The 2,077-nt window shown below is 71.4% G+C and carries 2 protein-coding genes; one reads left to right on the top strand and one right to left on the bottom strand.

The annotated features are described in order from the left end of the window. Positions 1 to 22 precede the first annotated feature (22 nt). Positions 23 to 841, bottom strand: coding sequence for a hypothetical protein (locus RT309_RS14845; protein WP_313358274.1), 819 nt, complete (start codon positions 839 to 841; stop codon positions 23 to 25). 286 nt (positions 842 to 1,127) lie between these two features. On the opposite strand from RT309_RS14845, the gene RT309_RS14840 reads away from it, so the two are divergent. After that, on the top strand, positions 1,128 to 2,077 hold a 950-nt coding region (locus RT309_RS14840; RefSeq protein ID WP_313358272.1), incomplete at its 3' end, for an FAD-dependent oxidoreductase.

Genomic DNA, 2,077 nt, shown 5'->3' with positions numbered 1-2,077 from the left:
GGTCCGGTGACGTTCTCGACTCTCATGTTCGAGGGTCGTCCCGCCGCAGCGGCATCCGCTCCGGCTCGGGCGCCGGCTCAGGCGCGGCCGTCGCGGGCGGCGGGGAAGCGGATGCCGGTGCGGCAGGCGCCGGGGTGCCGGATGCCCGGGCAGCGGATGCCGGAGATGCCGATGACGATGCCGGGGCCGACCCGATCTGCCCGGCCACCTTCTGCTCGAGCACGTCCACCGCCTCGTCGGAGAGCAGGATCAGCCCGTCGAGCTCTTCGCGCACACGCTTGTCGAGGCGCTTGCGCTCGACCTCGCTGAAGTTCGCGTCGCGCAGCCGGCGGGCATCGCGCTCGGCGATGTCGAAGGCGACGGCGTAGTCGCCCACGGCGTCGACGTACTCCGCGATCTCGGCCTCGGTGAGCTTGGTATCCGCCGACGCGGGCCGCAGGGCGTCGGCGATCTTCTTCGCACGCAGGAACGCGGCGGTCAACGGCTGGCGTCCGTCGCTCATCGCCGGGAACGCGATGAGCTTGGCCACGTCGAGCTCGTAGTCGAGCCATCGGGCGGTGACCTCGTCGTGCTCTGCGAAGAGTCTCTCGAGCAGCTGCGCGGTCGACGCGCGCTCCTCGGCGGCGGCCTCGCGCACGAGCTTCCTCGTCGTCGGCGGCGTGCCCCCGCGGGCGGCGAGCTGAGCGGCTTTGATCTCGCCCTTCAGACGCAGCGTCTCGAGCCGCCGTTCATGACGTCGTTTCGAGGCGCGCTCCCACGACTTGCCGACGCCGCCGGCGATGCCCATCAGCGGGAAGGCCAGCCACCAGTAGCTGCCGAGCCAGGTCAGGAAGTCGTTCATGATGGGCCCAGCCTACTTCCGCGCGCCACGGGCGTGAGAGCCGCATTCAGCCAGTATCCAGTTATACCCCCAGGGGTATCCGCTACCATCGATCTGTACCCGAACCGAGGAGGACGACAATGTGCCGCGCAGTGACCTGCCGAACCTGTGGCAAGACGACGTGGGCCGGCTGCGGCCAGCACGTCGACAGGGTGATGGCCGGAGTGCCGTCGAGCGACCGGTGCCGCGGGCACGAGAGCGAGCCGCGCACGGGCTTCTTCGCGAAGCTGTTCGGGCGGCGCTGACCATGCGCGTCGTCATCATCGGAGGCGTCGCCGGCGGGATGTCGGCGGCCACCCGGCTGCGCCGGCTCGACGAGCACGCCGAGATCATCGTCGTCGAGCGGGGCGATCACGTCAGCTTCGCCAACTGCGGACTGCCGTACTACGTCGGCGGCGTGATCACCGAGCGCGAGTCGCTGCTGCTGCAGACGCCCGAATCGCTGCGCGCCCGCTTCGCCCTCGACGTGCGCACCGGGTCCGAGGTCGTCGCGATCGACCGGGACGCCCGCACCGTCGGCATCCGGGATGTGCGCACCGGCGCCGTCGTCGACCAGCCCTACGACCACCTCGTGCTCGCGACCGGCGCGACCTCCAGCGACGTGTTCGAGCAGACACCCGGCGCCCCTGTCGTATCGACCCTGCGCACGATCGACGACGTCGATCGCATCACCGACGCCCTGGCCGTCCTTCCCGAGCCCGGTCGCGCCGTCGTCGTCGGCGGCGGATTCATCGGCGTCGAGGCGGTCGAGAACCTCGTGCACCGCGGGCTCGCCGTCACGCTCGTGCAGCACGGCGGGCATCCGCTCAGCCCGCTCGACATCGAGATGGCCGCGCTCGTCGTCGACGAGCTGCGCGACCGCGGTGTCGATCTGCGGTTGCGTGCGTCGGTCGAGTCGATGGATGCCGACGGCGTCCACCTCGACGACGGCACCACCGTCGCCGCCGACATCGTCATCGATGCCAGGGGTGTGCGCCCCGCGGCATCCCTCGCCGTCGCCGCTGGACTCGCCACCGGACCCACCGGCGGAATCGCCGTCGACGCCGTGCAGCGCACCAGCGACCCGCGCATCTTCGCCGTGGGAGACGGCGTCGAGAAGGTGGATGCCGTCTCCGCCGAGCCCACGCTCGTCACCATGGCCGGCCTCGCGAACCGGCACGGCCGCACCGCCGCCGACGCGATCGCCGCCGACGTGGG

Source organism: Microbacterium sp. (assembly GCF_032084865.1).
Taxonomy (GTDB): Bacteria; Actinomycetota; Actinomycetes; order Actinomycetales; family Microbacteriaceae; genus Microbacterium.
The sequence above is the reverse complement of the archived record's forward strand: the minus strand, read 5'-3'. Positions and strand labels throughout refer to the sequence as shown.